Origin of the sequence: Candidatus Zymogenus saltonus, assembly GCA_016929395.1 — a bacterium.
GTDB lineage: Bacteria > Desulfobacterota > Zymogenia > Zymogenales > Zymogenaceae > Zymogenus > Zymogenus saltonus.
Map to the genome: position 1 here is coordinate 1 of JAFGIX010000043.1, position 17,634 is coordinate 17,634.

A 17,634-nucleotide genomic window follows, 5' to 3' on the forward strand; every position below is an offset into this window, starting at 1 on the left:
CCCCATCGGGGATATCGGAACATGGGCAGACGACCTATAGAAACCGTTGAATTAGGGAAGAAGAAAAGAAACGAGATACCAAAGGAAACCGCCTAAATCGGCGGCCCCGAGAGGACATACTGTACGGAAGGTGCTTGACTTTTACACCCTATTTGTAGTTAGATGTATTCTATTTTAGCTTATTTTCAAGTTCTTCATATGCTTTGCAACCTTTATACTCTCCTTTACTACAGGATTTTTCATAATATATAAAAGCTTTACCATATTCACCTTGTGAACAATATGTTTTACCAAGTAGAAATAAAACATAATTTCCTTCTCTAATTGCTAAGGACTTATTATAATATTCAATGGCTTCTTCAATTTCACCAGATAAATATTTTATAGTTCCCATATATTCAAGTTTAGCGTCCTCATTAGGATTATGACTCAGTGCACGTTCAAATTCATTTATTGCTTCTTTAGTCCTGCCTAATTCAATTAAAACTTCAGCTTTATTTCCATAAACATAAGGATTATCCGGGATTAAAGGAATTATTTCATCCCATTCATTTAGAGCTTTCTCGTATTCTCCCAAATATTGGTAGACAAAAGCCCTGTTAAATAGGTTATTTATAGTAGTGTGAATAGCTAATGATTTATTATAGCATTCAAGTGCTTCTGCCCATTTAAACTTACGGTAATAATCATTCCCTTTTTTGGCCCATTCTCTCCATTCTTCGGCAAAGCATATGTTATTTACTAAAATAAGTACAAATATTACTAAAATGGTTAAAAGCTTCTTTCTATGCATTTCATCTCCTTCAATGAAATTATTAATTCTAAAACATATCTGACTAAAATAATAGACTTCCCATTTATAATATATAACTTTTTTTCTTTGTCAATAGGAATATATTTTTAACATCATCACCTCCCATATTTATTGGCCGTGGGATGCATCTCTACTGGATAAAGCTTTTCCCTCCTCATTTAAAAAAAAGGGTTGTTTTTTTTACCCCTCTTGTTTACCCTGTAATAAAGGGTGGTAAACCGTAAACACAAATCTTGACTGATGCGGTTATATTCTCACTTCTTCATTATCCCGTGAAACGACATCTCGAGGGCTTGGCGAATCAGCTCGTCCAGGCTGAACCCGATCACGTTGACGACGTTGTCGCGCTCCTCGAGCAGGACCAGGCCGTCCATCAGGCCCCAGAAGACGCTCGTCGCCTTCCAGGTGTCGAGGGGGACGAATTCGCCGTTTTCAACGCCCTCGTTGAGCACACCCTCGATCTTCTTGAGCACGTTGAACGCCTTGGTGTTTATGATGCCGCTCAGCTCGGTGTCGGTCTCCTTCAGCTCGTCCGGCGTGGCGCTTAAGATAGCGATGATGTCGAAGTACTCCCTGTGCTCCCTGTAATATTTAAGATAGGCATGGGCAAGCTCGTAGAGCTTCTCTTTGGCGCTTAAGCCCGGCCGGGATACCACCCCGTCGATCATCTCCAGCAGAATATCGAGCCCCTCGTCCTGCAACGCCTTGTAGATCTCGATCTTGTTCTTGTAGTAGAAGTAGAAGGTCCCTATGCTCACTCCGGCTTGATCTGTGATCATCTCTATCGTGGTGCCGTAGTAGCCCTTGTCGAAGAAGAGCTCCTTGGCCACCTTGAGTATCTTCTCGCCCTTTGCCCTCTTGTCCTCTATCGTCCTTGCGCGCCGCTTCATTAAAGAATCATCCCCTTTCAGTCATAACAATTCTTATGTGTAGACAGAAAAAGTTACTTAAAAAAGACATATCTTTAAAAAAAGTGTTTGACTTGTCCTTTTTTCTTTCCTATAATTGAATCGGATTCAATAAGGAATTACATTATTATATAACATATTTTTCTCTCTTTGTAAAAAGATATTTAAAAAGGATTTTAACCGCGAGCGAGCCCGATCCCCGATCAATTTTATTTACTTCATTTCTTGATTATGGAGGACTTATCATGGAAATCAGAGACCTTGCGAGCGACCGCATAAAGAGGATCAGGAGGAGCTATCTTCGCGACCTCTCCGTCGTTTCCATCGAGAGGGCGAAGTATTACACCGAAAAGTGGAGGGAGACCGAGGGGAGCGGCCTCTCCAACGGGTTGAGGGTCGCCCTGGCGATGAAAAACGTCTACGAGAATATGGGCTTTTGGATAGACCCGGACGACCGCATCGCCGGGACGTGGACCGAGAACTACGTCGGGATACCCCTCGACCTGGAGCGGGGTCTCTTCAACGATGTGATGGAGATAGAGCTGGACGCCCTTTCCATGCTGGCCTCTTTGGTCAAGGGGAACATCAAGTTCATCATATATATGCTGAAGCAATACGGACTCCTCGATTTCTACAAGAATTTGAAGCAGACAAAGGAGGTCGGCGCGGCGATGCCGTCCATCGGTCTTAAACCGATCCACAGGCGGGACATCAATCCCTACACGATCAAGAGGCGCGACAAGAAGATACTCCAGAAAGATCTCCTCCCCTACTGGAAGGGTAAGACCGTCATCGACCGGTTCAAGAGGGGGCTCGAAGAATCGGGCGTCTACAGGGGTGACGTTCAGAGCTTCTTCGCCAGCCTTCCCTCCACCAACTCGAAAAACGAGACGGTCATCTCCCCCGGCGCCGCCGTCGGTAACTGGCAGGGGCACGTTATCCCCGATCATGAAAGGGTCCTCAAGGTGGGGCTTCTCAAGATGAGGAAGGAGGTAAGAGAGGAGCTGAACAATGGTGCCGGCCTGTCGACAGGGGACCGCGACTTTCTGAAATCGATCGACATAGCCCTTAAGGGGGTGATCATCTTCGCCGAGCGCCTTGCCGAAAAGTTGGAGGAAGAGGCGGGGAAAGAGGGCGATCCAAAAAAGAAAAAAATTTTCTCGAAAATGCTGGAAAACTGCAAAAAGGTTCCCCTCCACCCCGCGGAGACCTTTTCAGAGGCGGTGCAGTCCTACTGGACCGAAAAGACGGCCCTCGAGCTGGCGCTGCCTTTCAACGTCCACACGCCGGGCCGTCTCGACCAGATGTTTTACCCATACTATAAAAAGGATATTGACGAGGGCGTAATCACGAGGGAGGAGGCGTGCGAGCTTCTTGAAGAGCTTTTCCTCAAGGTGATGAGCCACAACATGCGGCCCTATTCCAACTTCAACGGCTATTTCGCCGCCCGCTACGAGGGATCGGAGCCGGTCACCCTCGGGGGCTTGGACGACGACGGCAACGACGCCGCAAACGAGCTGACATACCTGATGCTCGATGCCGCCGAGCGCTCCAAGACCTGCCTCAACTTCGCGGTGCGCTTCAACGAAAAATCCCCCGACGAGCTATATCTCAAGGTCGCCGACATGCAGTATCACGGGACGTCGAACGTGTCGGTTTTGAATGACGCGGTGTCCATTGAGGCGCTGGAAAAACGGGGATACCCCAGGTCGGACGCGATCGGCTACGCCATGGCTAGCTGCGTCGACCTATGCATCCCAGCGAAGACCGGAAGCATTTCCTTTTCCGCCGTGCTCCTCTGCAGGATCTTCGATATGACGTTAAGAAACGGCGACGCAAGGACGCTCGTCGGCACGGTGAAGGGAGCGGGACTCAAGACCGGCGACCCGGACTCGTTCAAGTCCTACGAGGAGCTCGAGGACGCCTTTATGAAACAGGTGGGGCTTCAGATGAGTCAGATCGCCGATGCGGCGAAGATCAGGGATCGCGCCTTCGCGGAATTCCTCCCCTCCCCGCACATCTCCGCCTTCGTCCAGGGCCCCCTTGAAAAGAAAATGGACATCACAAAGGGGGGAGGGGTCTACGACCTCGAGGGGATACTGGTCATGAGCAGCATCGCCAACGTCGTGGATTCCCTCTACGTTATCAAGAAGCTGATCTTCGAGCAAAAGAGGTTCACGTTTAAAGAGCTGATCGAGGCGATCGACCACAACTACGTCGGCTACGAGGATATGCATAATATGATTTTGGGCGTGGACGGCAAATGGGGAAACGGGTCGTCCGGCACCGACGAGATCGCCCACAGGGTGACCAAGCGCATCTTCGAGGAGACGTTCAAGCACGACACGTACAAGGGGGGATTCATCGCTCCCTTCGTCAACTCCATGACCTCCCACACCTATGACGGCCGCGTCTGTATCGCCACCCCGGACGGAAGGAAGGCGGCGGTGCCCTTCGCCGCGAGCTGCAACCCGTACAATGTCGACAAAAACGGCCCGACCGGGGTTTTGCGCTCCGTCAGCTCCATAGATGCCACGAATGTCCTCGGCACGGCGGTCAATATAAGGATGCACCCCACAGCCATCGGCGAGAGCGTTGAGGCGCGGAAAAAGTGGGTCTCATTGATAAAGGCCTATTTCAACATGGGGGGCGAGCAGCTCCAGCCCACGGTGGTCTCGACCGATGTCTTAAGGGCCGCCCAAAAGGACCCCGAACAGTACATGAACGTAATCGTCAAGGTGGGCGGATACAGCGCCTACTTCGTGGACCTCGGACATGAGATACAGAACGAGGTCATCTCGAGGTCGGAGCATCGTCTCCTTTAGGGAGATTGTGTGAGAACGGCCTAGTTTAACTGTTTTTGGGAATAGACAAGGATTTATAAAGGGGTATTTTTTTTGGAAGGGGGACATGGTTTTACCATTCACATTCACGCCGATGCCCCATATCTACTTCGGAAGGGGCTCGATACAAAAGATCGGCGATATTTCGGCGAAATTCGGCGGCTCCGTGCTCCTGATCACCGGCGGCGGCTCGCTGAAGCGAACGGGGAAGTTCGATGTGATAACAAAGGTCATTGGCCAAAAAAAGATCGAGTACGTCCATACCTCGGTTAGCGGCGAGCCGTCGCCTGGCCTGGTCGATGAAACCGTTTTGGAATTCAAGGACAAGCGGATAGACGCCGTTCTTGCCGTAGGGGGCGGGAGCGTCATGGATTTCGGAAAGGCGGTCTCGGCAATGTTGATATTGGGGGGGAGGGAAGGCGTCTCCGTGGTCGAGTTCCTCGAGGGGATAGGAAACAGGAGCCACGACGGGAGCAAACTCCACTTTATCGCCGTTCCGACCACCTCGGGGACGGGGAGCGAGGCGACAAAAAACGCAGTCCTGAGCGAGATAGGCGGGAATGGATTCAAGAAGTCGATAAGGCACGACAACTTCGTTCCCGATGCGGCGGTGATCGATCCCGAGCTCATGCTTTCCTGCCCGCCCGACGTAACCGCGGCGTGCGGGATGGACGCCTTAACCCAGCTCCTGGAATCGTATTTCTCCACCAAGGCAAGCCCTATGACCGACGCCCTGGCGATGAGCGGGATCGAGGCGGTCGGAAAGAGCCTAATTCCTGCGGCGATCGAGTCCCCCGATGACCTCGATGCGAGGGAGGGGATGGCCTACGGGGCGCTTGTATCGGGGATAACCCTCGCCAATGCTGGGTTGGGTCTCGTGCACGGCGTCGCATCTTTTGTCGGCGGATTTTTCGACATCCCCCACGGCGTTGTCTGCGCGAACCTCATGGGACCCGCCATGAAGGAGACCCTTGAGGCGTTAAATCGAGATGGGCGAGATGGGGCTGTTGACGAGGAAGTAAGGAGAAGGGCGCTCAAGAAGTTCGCCGTTGCCGGGGCGGCCCTCGACGGAAAGCGTATATCGAAAGAAAACGCGAAAGAAAACGCGAAAGAAAACGCAAAAGAAAACGCGAAAGAAAACGAGACCGACTATTTTTCACGCCTCCTCGTGGACAGGATCTACGAGCTTGTGGAACTGCTAAAAATCCCCCGTTTCGGCGAGTACGGGATAACGGAAGGGGATGTCGAGAAGATAGCATCGGTGGCCGAGAACAAGAACAACCCCGTGTCCCTCTCAAAAGATGTCATCGCGAGAGTAATTCGCGAGAGGTTGTAGAATCAATTTACCATGTCGGCGTATCCAAATGTATATTTTGTCTGTTGACCTCGGCACACAGAGCATCAGGGCCGCGGTCGTCTCCAAGGACGGGGAGATAAAGGGAATCCGCCAGATACCGCACGATGTCAGAAGCCCGAGGGCGGGCTGGGCAGAGCAGAGGCCCGACTCGTGGTGGGAAAACGCAAGGGATGCGATTAGGGGTGTCCTTGAAGAGACCGGTGTTTCCCCGAAATCGATAGCCGGTGTCGTGTCGTGCGGGCAGATGCACGGCCCGGTCGGGATCGACGGCGACGGGAGAGTCACGACAGAGTGGACACAGCTCTGGAGCGACAAGCGGTGCGAGGATCAGTGCGTCCGGGTGAGGGAAAACCACGACGTTGGTGAATTGGCTGCGATAACCGGAAATCAGCCGACCGCCGGCTGGGTGGCAATGAAGGTTGGGTGGATCAAAGAGCACCGGCCCGATATTTATAAAAAGAGCAGATGGTTTCTGGTGCCGAAGGACTTCATCAACTTTCGTCTTACCAATACTGCCGCGACTGACCCCAGCGAGGCCTCGGGGACATACCTCTGGGATGCGAAAAGAGACGTGTACTCCGGCGAGATGGCCGAGATTTTGGGCCTCGACCTCGAAAAGTTCGCCCCCGTCATTTCCGCCCATGAAATCTCGGGCACGGTTACCGATTCCGCCGCCGAGGAGACCGGGCTTATATCTGGTACTCCCGTAATCTGCGGCGGGGGAGATTTCCTGGTATCCCTCCTGGGCCTCGGGCTGACCGGGGAGGGGGACGCTGTAGACATCACCGGGACGAGCACGCTCTTTGTGGTCAAAAGGAGGGAGCCAATCGCACACCCCTTCGTCCAGAACCTCAGGCATGTCGCCGGGGGCTGGGCTCCCTTCTTCATGCTCGACTCCGGGGGGATCGCCATGAAGTGGTGCCGGGACCTCTTGAGCTCCGCGGGAAACGGCGAGGTTGACTATGACGAGATGATCGACATGGCAAGGGGCGTGCCTCCGGGGAGCGGCGGGCTTATCTTTTACCCTTATCTCTTCGGGGAGAGGAGGAGGGAAAACACGGGCGCCATGGGGGCATTTTTCGGGATCACGCACGAGCACCTTGCGTCCCACTTCGCCAGGGCGGTGATGGAGGGCACGGCCCTCTCGATCGGGATGAACCTCGATATATTCAAGAGGGTCGGCATCGAGGTCGGGCGGGTTGTCTGCGCCGGGGGCGGGACGAAAAACGATCTCCTTTTGGAGATCAAGGCGAATGTGTTTGGCATACCCCTCGAGGTCTCGGACGAGCCGGAGTCGACGATAATCGGCTCCGCCCTCCTGGGGGGATACGGCGTCGGACTTATCGACGACATCGGCGACGCAGCAAAAAGGATCTATAAGAAGTGCAAAAAAAGAAAGATAAGGCCGAACAGGAGTGCGGCCGCCCGCTATCGTGAGATACAGGGGCGGTTCAACCGGGTCTACGATAAGATGGTCGGTTTTTACGAGAATTACTAATTAAATATAGAAGGAAATCCATATGAGATTAACACGCCGTGATGTTGCAAGGATGATCGATTCGAGCATCGTGAGGCCCGAGGTGGACGAGTCGGAGCTTTACGAGTTCGCCCAGTCTGTAAAGAAATATAGATATATAGGGGCCCACGTCCTACCCTATTTCGTCGCGGAGCTGAACGGGCTTCTTGGCGGGGACGATGACATCCTGATCGGCACCGGGATAGGGTTCCCGTTCGGGAATCACAAGACAGACGTAAAACTGCTCGAGGCGAAGATTGCGCTTACTGACGGATGCAGGGAGCTTGACATGGTGATAAACGTCAGCGCGCTGTTGAGCAGGCGCCTCGATTACGTGATCGACGATATCAGGACTGTAAAAGAGGCGGCGGGAGAAAGGACGCTCAAGGTCATCCTCGAGGTCCACTGGCTCAATGATGACGACATAAAGCGGGGCTGCGAGTGCGTCATAAAGGGGGGGGCCGACTTCGTCAAGACCTCCACTGGGCACACGCCCACCGGGGCCACCAGAGAAAACATCGCGCTTTTGAAATCGATCGTGGGGGACGACCTCAAGATCAAGGCTTCCGGGGGCGTAAGAGACCTCTCGACCCTCGTCGAACTTTACAGGCTCGGAGCGACCAGATTCGGGATAGGAGGGGCGTCGGCGGTAAATATAATGAGGGAGTTCGACAAGATTCCTGAGGGAGGCGTGGAAGTGTAATTAGATATTTCGGGTCTTTCGAGTTCATTTTAAAAAACATTTATAGGATATTGATATGATTGAAGAAACCCTGGCGACCGCCGGCAAAAAGGAGGGCGCTTTTATAAGTCGATTGACGGTGCCCATGAAGCTCGGCTACGGGGCAGGAGAGGTGGCTTTTAATATCGCATATCAGACAACGGCCCTCCATCTTATTTTCTATTTTACGGACATTTTCGGCATCGCCGCGGGGGCTGCCGGCATGATCATGTTCTATTCAAAAATATGGGACTCGATAAGCGATCCGATGATGGGGTACATCTCCGATCACACGAAATCTCGGTGGGGCAGCAAGCGCCCGTACCTTCTCCTCGGGGCAATCCCCCTCGGCTTAACCTTCATGCTCCTCTTCTATTCCCCCCAAATCGGCCCGGAGAGGCTGAAGATCGTCTACGGCATCGTCACGTTCGTCCTCTTCTGCACGGCGATCACGATAGTCAACGTTCCCTACGGTGCGCTGACGGCGAACCTCACACTCGACTCGAACGAGCGGTCGGTAGTCACGGGATACAAGGGCGTCTTCGGCATTGTCGGGGTCCTTATTGCCGCGGCGGCAACACGCCCGATTGCGGATTTCCTCGGGAAAGGGGATCAGGTAATCGGTTTTCGATACATGGGTTTTGTGTACGGCTTTGTAATCATCGCGGCCGTCCTTGTCACATTCTTTTCCGTCAGGGAATTGGTAGCACAACCGAAGAAAGAGAGATCGTCTTTTCTTGAAAATCTAAAGGTAATCTTCTCAAACAAGCCGTTCTTGATACTATCGGCGGGCACCGTCTTCCACCTGACGGCTGTGATGACTACGGCGGCGGTCGTGAACTACTATTTCAAATACATCCTCAAAAATGAGGCTATGATACCGGCGGCCTTCCTCTGCCTGTTCGTGACGGCGATCGCCTTCATGCCCCTCTTCGTCAAGATATCGACGAAGAAGAGCAAGAAATTCGCGTACAACCTCGGGATCGGGAGCTTTGCGGTCGTGCTCGTCCTTCTCTTCTTTTTCGGGGAGAGGAACATATATCTTACGCTCTTTTTATTTTTCCTTGGGGCGGCGGGGATGGCGACGAACTGGCTTTCGGCCTGGTCGATGGTTCCCGATACCGTGGAATATTCCCAGTGGAAGACAGGGATCAGGAGGGAGGGCGTGATTTACGGCGCATTCTTCTTTTGCCAGAAGCTTCCCGCGGCCCTGGCGGCCTTTATCGTAGGAATTGTCTTAACGCGGGTGGGCTATGTCGCAAACGTCGAGCAGACCGAGCTGTCCCTCATGGGGATACGTCTCCTTCTGACCCTGATCCCTGTCGGCTTCATCATAATAGGCATCGTCTTTATATCGCTCTTCCCGATAGACGCTTCGATGCACAAAAAGATACTCCGCGACATCGAGGAGCGGGAGAGGTCAAAAAAAAAGAAATTTAAAAGAGGTGTTAAATGAGCGATCTGACCGATACAAGCGAAAGAATAGCGAGGCTCAGGCGCCGCTACCTGAAGGAGGTGGCGGTCGTCTCGATCCAGCGGGCGAAATATTACACCGAGTCCTGGATAAAAACCGGGGAAAGCGGGCTCTCCGCCGCAGAAAGGGTCGCCCTGGCAATGAAAAACGTGTACGAGAATATCGAATTTTCGGTCGACCCGGATGACCGGATCGCCGGGACGTGGACCGAAAACTTCCTCGGCGTCCCCATCGACATCGAGAGGGGGCTGTTCAACGAGGTCCTCCGCATCGAGCTAAAAAAGAGGACGATGTTTCTCCACATCTTAAAGGACAACCTCAGGTTCGTATCTTACATGATTAGGAGATACGGGCCGGCCTCTTTGGTAAAAAGCCTCATGGAGACGAGCGCGGTCGGGGCGGCAATGCCGTCGATCGGGACGACCACGATGGACAAGAGAGAGATCAATCCTTGCACGGTAAAGAGGGAAGACAAAAAGATACTTCTGAAAAAGCTCCTCCCGTACTGGCGGGGAAAGAGTATCGCCGACAAACTGAAGGAGAGGCTTATCGAAGGTGGCATCTTCAAGGGGGACATGGAGAGTTTTTACGCGTCGCTCCCCTCCACCACATCGAGAAAGGATATCGTGATATCGCTCGGGGCCGCGATGGGGGTCTGGCAGGGGCACCTGATCCTCGACCACGAGACACCCCTTAAAAAAGGGCTTTACGCCATGCAGCAGGAGATAAAGAAGGTGATCGAGGACGGGAGTCACGCCGATGAGGAGCTTCAGTTCCTGCGATCGCAGGAGATCGCCGTTGAGGGCGTCATCACCTTCGCAAAAAGATTTAACGAGTATCTGAAAAAGGCCTATGAGGGCGAGGAAAATCCCGAAAGGAAAAAGATACTCGCTATAATGGTCAAGAATACGGCCTCGGCCCCCCTCTTTCCGGCGGGCGGGTTCAGGGAGGCGGTCCAGTCCTACTGGACGATAAAGACTGCGGTTGAGCTGGCAATCCCGTTTAACGTCCACGCACCGGGCCGCCTGGATCAATATTTTTATCCATATTACGAAAAGGACATTCGAGAGGGGAAGATCACGAGGGAGGAAGCGCGGGAGCTGATTGAGGAGCTACTCCTCAAGATCATGACCCACAACATGCGCCCCGACTCTAACTATCAGGGGATTTTCGGCCAGAGGTACGAGGGGTCGGAGCCGGTGACCCTCGGCGGCTTGACGCCCAAAGGGATTGACGCCACAAACGATCTTACATACCTCATCCTGGAGGCGGCGCACCGCTCGAAGAGCGCCCTAAACATTGTCGTGAGGATCCATCGCAATTCCCCCAAGGAGCTGATCCTCAAGGTCGCCGACCTCCATTACAACGGGACGTCAAGCGTCTCACTGATGAACGACGAGGTCTCGGTCGCCGCGATGAAAAAGAGGGGATTTTCCGATCCCGACTCGAACGACTACGCGATAACAGGGTGCGTCGACATGTGCGCACCGGGAAAGACCGGTGGGATAGGCTTTTCCGCCCTGCTCATGGCTAGGACGCTCGACATGACGCTGAGAAACGGAGACGGGAAGACCCTCGTGGGCACGGTCCGCGGAGTAGGGCCGAGGACCGGCGACCCGGACGCGTTCTCGTCGTTTACGGAGTTTTACGCCGCCTACCTCCACCAGGCGAAGAAGATGATCGAGCTTATAGTCGAGGCCACCCACATCCGCGACAAACTCTACGCCGAAGAGCTTCCCGCGCCGTATATTTCGCTTTTCATGCGGGGGTGCCTGGAAAAGAAACGGGACGTGACGCATGGGGGCGCGACCTACGATCTTGAGGGGATACTCTTTATGAACAGCATCGCCAACGTTGTCGATTCCCTCTACGTCATAAAAAAGCTGATATTCGAGAAGAAGGCGCTCGACTTTACGACCTTGATTAACGCTGTCGATCACAACTTTATGAGATACGAGGATATCCACCAGAAGATAAAGGCGTTGGACGGAAAGTGGGGAAACGCAAATCCTGAGTCGGACGCCATCGCCCACGATCTCACGAAGGAGCTCTTCGAGGAGACATACAAATACAAGACCCTAAAGGGCGGGCCGTACGCCCCCTTCATCAACAGCATGACATCCCACACGTTTGACGGCAGGGTCTCCCTCGCCACGCCTGACGGGAGGAAGGCGGCGACCCCCTATGCCGCCAGCTGCAATCCCTACAACGTGGACAGCAAGGGGCTGACCGGTGTGCTCAGGTCTGTCGCGGCCCTCGATTTCACCGATGTCTTAGGGTGCGCCGTAAACGTAAGGCTCCATCCCTCCGCCATCGGCGAGAGTGAGGAGGCGAGGCGAAAATACTCGTCCTTGATACAGACCTACTTCAAGTTAGGGGGCGAACAGCTCCAGCCGACCGTGGCATCCACCGAGGTGTTGAGGTTAGCCCAAAAAGAGCCGGAGAACTACGGCGACTTAATCGTTAAGGTCGGCGGTTACAGCGCCTATTTCGTCGATCTGGGGAGGGAGATTCAGGACGAGATCATCTCCCGCTCCGAGCACACAAAAAACGCGTAGCTTAAAAAATGGGAATAGTCTTTGACATCCAGCCCTACTCCATCTACGACGGCCCGGGGATAAGGACCACGGTCTTCCTGAAGGGATGCCCGCTTAATTGCGTGTGGTGCCACAACCCGGAGTCTCAGCGGCAAAGGCCGGAGATGGGTTACACCGTCGACAAATGCGCCTCCTGCGGAAAATGCATCGAGGAATGCCCCAATGGCGCCCTGACACTGATGGACAAAAAGGTCGTGCGGGATTACCGGCGGTGCGCCGCGTGCGGTCTGTGCGGGGAGACGTGCCCGAACGGCGCCCACGAGAAAATAGGCCTTGAGATGAGCGCCGGGGATATAGTCAAAAAGGTCGTTTTGGACAAGCCCTTCTTCGACGAGTCCTCGGGAGGCGTGACGATCACCGGTGGCGAGCCCACCGCCCAGAGAGAGTTCCTGCTTAAGATCGTAGATCTCCTCAGAGAAAAAGATATTCATATCGCCCTCGAGACGTGCGGCTATTTTAAAACGGACATTGTATCGACCCTGATAGAAAGGGTTGACCTCTTTCTATTTGACATAAAACATATCGATCCCGAAATCCACAAGACCTTCACCGGGGTGGACAACGGCTTGATCCTCGAGAACTTCAGACTAATAGCGGGAAACGGGGGGAGCGGGCGGGTCATCCCGCGGATCCCCCTCATCCCAGGCTTTAACGCCGATACGAGCTCTTTGAAAGAAATATGCGAATTTTTAAGAGAGACAAAATATCCAGGTCCCGTTCACCTGATGCCCTATAACCGCATGGCGAAGAGCAAGTATGAAAAGCTGGGGAGGGGCGGGGAGTATCGGGATATGGGGGAGCTGACGAGGGATATGCTGGACGGTTGCGTAAATCTCCTTGGGGATTATGGATTTGAGGCGGTGATAAATCATTGAGGCTTGTTTAATGGGACTTGTTTGAGCGGTCTCCATAAAAATAAAGACACATTTTTAAAAAATATTAAAAAATCCTTGACAAAATAGACAGGGTCAGTTATACTGCCCGAAGTTTTTAAAAAGTACATGCTATACAAAGGGACACAAGGGAGACTAAATTAATGATGTTTTTAGTGGAAGTATCGGCTAAATTTCATCATTTAAGCGTCCATCCATATTTTAAAGAGGAACGGGGCACTTGAGTCTTATCCCAAGATGAACAAGAAAAGCCCTTGGACATTGAGTTCTGGGGCTTTTTAAATGGAAAATAAATTTTTTTATGTATGGTGAGCGTAGCCTAGTGGTAAGGCGTCAGACTGTGGATCTGAAGACCGCGGGTTCAATTCCCGTCGCTCACCCCATTTTTTTATATAAAATTTAATTGTTAATAATCGGTGGGTAAATCAGATATTTAAGATGAAAACAGGAGGAGATGAAAAATGGCTGTATATGATATAGCCAGGGGAACGCGGGACTTCCTGCCACAGGATATGGTTGTGCGTAATCATGTGGAATATATTATTCGCAATACATTCGAGTCTTATGGTTTTCAACAAATCCAAACTCCGATCTTTGAGAGATTTGAGCTCCTTGCGGCAAGGTCCGGTGAGGAAATCCGTGAATCGATGTTCACCTTCGTATCGGATCGCGAGGAGTACGCCTTGCGCCCCGAGTTGACGGCGCCCGTGTGTCGTGTGATTGCATCCGGTAAGCTCAGCAAGCTTCCGGTTCCATATAAGCTTTACTATATAGGCCAGTGTTTTCGCTACTGCCGACCGCAGGCGGGACGTTACAGGGAATTTACTCAGGCCGGTTTGGAGCTGATGGGTTCAAAAGATCCGATAGCCGATGCGGAGGTCATAGCTATTGCCGTAAAAACACTAAAAAATCTTGGAATCGATCAATATAAGGTCAAGATAGGAAATATCGGGATTTTTAGAGGCATCCTCGAAAAAGAGTACTCGGACGATTACGATAAGCAGAGCCGGGTTATAAACAATATTGACCACATAATGAGCGTGTGGGAGAAGTGTGACGCCATTAAAAGCCACGCCTCTTTTAACCAGGAGGATTTCGATTTTATCAAGGTCGAAACGGAATCATTGTACCGCATTCAGGAAGATATAGGATATTCGGGTGAGCATGAAATATTGCCCGTGTCCGATCTGGGCGGCGGTAAAGCCGGTAACAATGATCAGCAATTAAAGGAGAAAGCGACGGATCGACTGAATATGCTTTCTCTGGCAATAGAATCGACCTATCGTGCATTGTGGTCGAAGGAAAATATTGTCTCGGAAAAGGTCGCCGCCCTGTTGATCGATATCGCCCGAATGAGGGGGAAATACGAAGAAATTATTCCGAAAGCCGAGAAACTTCTCTCCGGCACACCCACCTTGGATGCCTTGGAGCAGCTCTCTCAGGTCTCCCGGTTTCTGTTAAGCTTTGGAGTGGCTGACTTCGACATCGTTCTCGGGGTCGCCCGTGGTTTGGATTTCTATACCGATACGGTATTTGAAATCGATTCGCCGCTGCTTGGGGCGCAGAAGCAGATCTGCGGCGGCGGGCGCTATGATAAACTCGTAGAAGAGTTCGGGGGAATAAGCATACCGGCAACGGGATTCGCTTTCGGTTTTGACAGGATTATAGAGACATTCATTAAGACCGGAAAGGCCGTCGATCTTGCGCCTGTCAGCGTTTTTGTGGCCAATGTGGATGACAGCTGTAAATTTCGAGCGGTTGAGGTGGCCGATTCATTGAGATCCAGCAATTTTCGCGCCAGCGTGGATCTTCTCGGACTCAGCCTTAGAGACCAGCTCGGCTATGCCTCAAAAATTGGAGCTGAGTTTGCGGTGATTGTAGGTCCTGATGAGCTCAAAGAGGATAAGTGTAAGCTTCGCCAATTGGAAACTCGTTTCGAGGAAATAGTTCCCCTCTCAGCTTTGGTTGATAAGATCAAAGATATAAGAAAATCCGGCAAATGAAATTTTAAATATGGGCAAGGATATTATTAGAATGGCTGTGCCCAAGGGCAGCCTTCAGAAGTTGACATCCGAGTTTTTCAAGAAAACGAGTATTGAAATCGAGGATTACGATTCCGGCAGCCGCAACTATAGACCAAAAATCGGGATGGAAGGGGTCGAGATCAAGGTTTTGAGGCCTCAGGAGATTCCGATCTTGGTCTCCAGGGGCTACTATGACATAGGCATAAGCGGCCTCGATTGGTATCGTGAATCCCGATGCGAAAACAATGTTGAGGATTTACTGGACCTTGGCTTCGGCAAAGTGGATATTGTGCTGGCCGTCCCGGACAGCTGGAGCGACATCAACAGTCCGTCGGACCTTTTTGATAGGTTCAACGAGCCCTCGCACCCTTTGCGGATATGGACCGAGTATATTAATTTGACGGAAGATTTCGTGTTTAGATACGTAAACATAGAACCCACGATTGTAAGTCCATATATGGGTCTTCACCGTGGACGTCACTCGCCGATAATAATATTTCACTCCTTCGGCGCTACGGAGTCCAAGCCTCCTGAGGACGGCGAGGCCATTATTGACAATACGGAGACCGGCCGCACTCTCGTTCAAAATAACCTTAAAATATTACATAAGGTACTGCCGGCTTCGACCGCCAGGTTATTGGCAAACAGAAGGACGCTCTTGGACAAGGAGAAGGAAAAGCGGATCGAGGCGATAAGAAATGCGTGCGAGGTGGGGGTGCCGGCAAAATTGACGAGAAGTCGCGTTTTCAATGGACATATAGATTTCTGAGTTTGGTGAGCTTAAGACAACTTTTTTGATCAGGTAATCGTGTTAGAAGATATAATTAACATAGTGTTCGCCGGGCACGTGGATCACGGCAAGTCCACGCTTGTGGGCCGCATTTTTTACGAATGCGGGCAAATCCCGGATCAAATGTTCGAGAGACTTCAAAGGCATGCAGATGCGGTGGGGAAATCCTCATTCCACTTTGCCTTTTACACAGATTCCACATTGGAGGAGCGTCAGCGCGGCATAAGCATCGAGGTGGCCTACAAGGGATTCGAGAGAAACGGCCGACGTTACAATATCATCGATGTGCCGGGACACAAAGACTTTATTAAAAACATGATTTCCGGAACCGCCGAAGCGGATATAGCGGTGTTGGTTATTGATGCCAAGGAGACATCCAACAGTGGGGCGGCCCCCCAGACAAGAGAGCATCTACTGATCCTCAGGGCCTTGGGGATAGAGAATATGATTGTCGCCGTCAACAAGATGGACACGGTTGGATACAGCGAGGAATCATTCGAGCTGTGTAAAATGGAGATCGAACACTTTTGTGAGCGAATACAGTATTCCTTTAAGGAAGATATAAGATTCATTCCAATCTCGGCACTTTACGGCGACAATGTTGCGCAACACACCGAGAATCCCTCATGGTATCAAGGTCCTACCTTGTTGGAGGTCCTGGACTCAATACCGAAGCCGGAGAGACCCGTTGAAAAGCCTCTGCGTATGCCCATCCTCAGGACATTCAGCGTCACGGGTATAGGTACCGTGGTGGCGGGAAGGATCGAGACCGGCACAATACAGCCGAAGGACGAGGTGGTCATTACGCCCTATCCGGGCGTCGGGGTGATTCAAGCCGAGATCAAGTCCATCGAGTGGCAGCATAAAAGCGTCGACTCCGCGGCCGCCGGAGACGATGTCGGTGTCCTGCTTACGAAACAGGAGAAGGGTTTTGCCGCGAGAAAGGTCAAAAAAGGCTCGGTACTTGCCTCTCCGGTAAATCCCCCCAGGGCGGCAGGAAGATTCAAGGCGGAGATCATGCTGGTCGATCACCCCTCCGGCATTCGGGCAGGATATGTTCCGTACCTCCATGTTCATCAGGCCGCCATGCCCTGTTCGATTTCCGAGATCGTCACCGCCTGGGACCCGCAGGGAGAAGAGAAGAAGTTGGACGACGATACCCTCCTCAAAAACGGCGACACGGCCGTGGTCTGGATTGTCCCGACAAAACCCCTGGTAATAGAGGAGGCAAATGTAAATCCACGGCTCGGCAATTTCATTTTGAGGGACGGCCGCACCGTGGCGATAGGAAAATGTCTGGAAGTGGAGTTGGCCGACATATAATAGAATTGTATATAAATGCTTGAATGCGGGTCAAGGGTCAAAGGGTCGTGCCTAAAAAGCTTTGTTAAATGATCTCCGAGCTTCGGCCAGGTTGTCTCCCCGAGGCCGATTGGACGGTTGAGGCCACTATCTAAAAACTAAAAATATCCTGCCTTAAAAGATAATCGCAGCTTGGAGGAGGGTGAGGGGCAATAGTGGGGAGAAAGGGAAGGGGGGTAGGGGAGAAAGTGGAAGAGGGGAACCTTTCTTTATATCGAGGGGCGGCAAAGCTCTCCGCTAACCGAACTTCATCTGCACGCGGATTCCGAGCTCAACTCTTCAAAAAGAACCCGTCAAAAATGTAATCGGCAATAATGGGCGTTGGTCGCAGATTG

General features: G+C 52.0%; 12 protein-coding genes and 1 tRNA gene. 11 read left to right on the top strand and 2 right to left on the bottom strand.

The annotated features are described in order from the left end of the window. Window positions 1-169 precede the first annotated feature (169 nt). Together JW984_08465 and JW984_08470 are read right to left on the bottom strand one after the other, a co-directional pair. The gene (locus JW984_08465) at window positions 170-793 is read right to left on the bottom strand and encodes a tetratricopeptide repeat protein (protein MBN1573212.1); all 624 of its coding nucleotides are present in this window, start codon (window positions 791-793) and stop codon (window positions 170-172) included. Window positions 794-1,068: 275 nt separating this feature from the next. Then, window positions 1,069-1,704, bottom strand: a complete 636-nt coding sequence (locus JW984_08470) for a TetR/AcrR family transcriptional regulator (GenBank protein MBN1573213.1) — start codon at window positions 1,702-1,704, stop codon at window positions 1,069-1,071. A gap of 263 nt (window positions 1,705-1,967) precedes the next feature. On the opposite strand from JW984_08470, the gene JW984_08475 reads away from it, so the two are divergent. The 11 genes from JW984_08475 (at window position 1,968) to JW984_08525 (ending at window position 17,260) form a co-directional block, all read left to right on the top strand. Continuing rightward, on the top strand, window positions 1,968-4,547 hold the full coding sequence (locus tag JW984_08475) for a hypothetical protein (protein ID MBN1573214.1): 2,580 nt from the start codon (window positions 1,968-1,970) through the stop codon (window positions 4,545-4,547). An 85-nt stretch (window positions 4,548-4,632) separates the two neighbouring features. Next, complete coding sequence (locus JW984_08480; GenBank protein MBN1573215.1) at window positions 4,633-5,901, top strand: iron-containing alcohol dehydrogenase; 1,269 nt, start codon at window positions 4,633-4,635, stop codon at window positions 5,899-5,901. Window positions 5,902-5,929: 28 nt separating this feature from the next. After that, on the top strand, window positions 5,930-7,420 hold the full coding sequence (locus JW984_08485; GenBank protein MBN1573216.1) for a hypothetical protein: 1,491 nt from the start codon (window positions 5,930-5,932) through the stop codon (window positions 7,418-7,420). A 22-nt stretch (window positions 7,421-7,442) separates the two neighbouring features. Further along, entirely contained in the window at window positions 7,443-8,141 is a 699-nt protein-coding gene (deoC, locus tag JW984_08490; GenBank protein ID MBN1573217.1) for a deoxyribose-phosphate aldolase, read from the top strand. Between the two features lie 55 nt (window positions 8,142-8,196). Further along, on the top strand, window positions 8,197-9,615 hold the full coding sequence (locus JW984_08495) for an MFS transporter (protein ID MBN1573218.1): 1,419 nt from the start codon (window positions 8,197-8,199) through the stop codon (window positions 9,613-9,615). Next, window positions 9,612-12,191: a hypothetical protein gene (locus JW984_08500; GenBank protein MBN1573219.1), complete on the top strand. Its 2,580-nt coding sequence runs from the start codon at window positions 9,612-9,614 to the stop codon at window positions 12,189-12,191. Before JW984_08495 ends, JW984_08500 begins: the two co-directional genes overlap by 4 nt. An 8-nt stretch (window positions 12,192-12,199) precedes the next feature. Continuing rightward, window positions 12,200-13,105: a glycyl-radical enzyme activating protein gene (locus JW984_08505; GenBank protein ID MBN1573220.1), complete on the top strand. Its 906-nt coding sequence runs from the start codon at window positions 12,200-12,202 to the stop codon at window positions 13,103-13,105. A 326-nt stretch (window positions 13,106-13,431) separates the two neighbouring features. Then, window positions 13,432-13,506, top strand: a tRNA-His gene (locus tag JW984_08510). Between the two features lie 78 nt (window positions 13,507-13,584). Next, a complete protein-coding gene (locus JW984_08515) occupies window positions 13,585-15,126 on the top strand; it encodes a histidine--tRNA ligase family protein (protein ID MBN1573221.1) in 1,542 nt (513 codons plus the stop codon). 31 nt (window positions 15,127-15,157) lie between these two features. Then, window positions 15,158-15,916, top strand: a complete 759-nt coding sequence (gene hisG, locus JW984_08520; protein ID MBN1573222.1) for an ATP phosphoribosyltransferase — start codon at window positions 15,158-15,160, stop codon at window positions 15,914-15,916. A 39-nt stretch (window positions 15,917-15,955) separates the two neighbouring features. Then, complete coding sequence (locus tag JW984_08525) at window positions 15,956-17,260, top strand: 50S ribosome-binding GTPase (GenBank protein MBN1573223.1); 1,305 nt, start codon at window positions 15,956-15,958, stop codon at window positions 17,258-17,260. Window positions 17,261-17,634 lie beyond the last annotated feature (374 nt).

What these genes read in the sequence shown, in the direction of transcription:
- JW984_08470 (MBN1573213.1), bottom strand. Translation starts at nt 1,704, where the DNA reads ATGAAGCGGCGCGCAAGGACGATAGAGGACAAGAGGGCAAAGGGCGAG.
- JW984_08485 (MBN1573216.1), top strand. Translation starts at nt 5,930, where the DNA reads ATGTATATTTTGTCTGTTGACCTCGGCACACAGAGCATCAGGGCCGCG.
- JW984_08465 (MBN1573212.1), bottom strand. Translation starts at nt 793, where the DNA reads ATGCATAGAAAGAAGCTTTTAACCATTTTAGTAATATTTGTACTTATT.
- hisG (MBN1573222.1), top strand. Translation starts at nt 15,158, where the DNA reads ATGGCTGTGCCCAAGGGCAGCCTTCAGAAGTTGACATCCGAGTTTTTC.
- deoC (MBN1573217.1), top strand. Translation starts at nt 7,443, where the DNA reads ATGAGATTAACACGCCGTGATGTTGCAAGGATGATCGATTCGAGCATC.
- JW984_08500 (MBN1573219.1), top strand. Translation starts at nt 9,612, where the DNA reads ATGAGCGATCTGACCGATACAAGCGAAAGAATAGCGAGGCTCAGGCGC.
- JW984_08515 (MBN1573221.1), top strand. Translation starts at nt 13,585, where the DNA reads ATGGCTGTATATGATATAGCCAGGGGAACGCGGGACTTCCTGCCACAG.
- JW984_08495 (MBN1573218.1), top strand. Translation starts at nt 8,197, where the DNA reads ATGATTGAAGAAACCCTGGCGACCGCCGGCAAAAAGGAGGGCGCTTTT.
- JW984_08480 (MBN1573215.1), top strand. Translation starts at nt 4,633, where the DNA reads ATGGTTTTACCATTCACATTCACGCCGATGCCCCATATCTACTTCGGA.
- JW984_08505 (MBN1573220.1), top strand. Translation starts at nt 12,200, where the DNA reads ATGGGAATAGTCTTTGACATCCAGCCCTACTCCATCTACGACGGCCCG.
- JW984_08475 (MBN1573214.1), top strand. Translation starts at nt 1,968, where the DNA reads ATGGAAATCAGAGACCTTGCGAGCGACCGCATAAAGAGGATCAGGAGG.